The organism is Klebsiella sp. HN106, assembly GCF_051209435.1.
GTDB classification, from domain to species: Bacteria; Pseudomonadota; Gammaproteobacteria; order Enterobacterales; family Enterobacteriaceae; genus Klebsiella; species Klebsiella oxytoca.
The window spans coordinates 1-309 of the sequence record NZ_JBLURD010000203.1 but is presented as its reverse complement, the minus strand read 5'-3'; the positions used below and the strand labels follow the sequence as shown (position 1 = coordinate 309).

The window sequence follows — 309 nt, the reverse complement described above, 5'->3', positions numbered from 1 at the left end:
CAGGTTATTCAGGCTGGCCTTTTCCACCTTCTTGAGGCTCTCCTGGAACTCCTGCAGTTTTAGCTCTTGAGCCAGCTCATTCTGCACCGTGGTCGCCAGCGACCGTAGCGTACGGATCCAGCCAACCACCGTTTTAACCGCGACGGGAAGCCGCTGTGGCCCCAGAACAATGAGGCCAATCACAAACACCAGCAGTAGTTCACTAAAACCAATATCGAACACGAGTTACACCTGCTCTTTGTCGTGGCGTTTTGTCTCGTCTTTTTTTGCATCATCCTGTTTATCGGCGATGGTTTTCGCCGTGAAATC

1 protein-coding gene and 1 pseudogene are annotated in these 309 nt (G+C 51.8%); both read right to left on the bottom strand.

Annotated features, from left to right (window positions below):
- Positions 1 to 222: Sec-independent protein translocase protein TatB (gene tatB / locus ACSIPU_RS30930; RefSeq protein ID WP_435322522.1), on the bottom strand; the 222-nt coding region annotated here is incomplete at its 3' end.
- A 3-nt stretch (positions 223 to 225) separates the two neighbouring features.
- Positions 226 to 309: pseudogene (locus ACSIPU_RS30925) on the bottom strand (twin-arginine translocase subunit TatA); the annotation flags it as partial.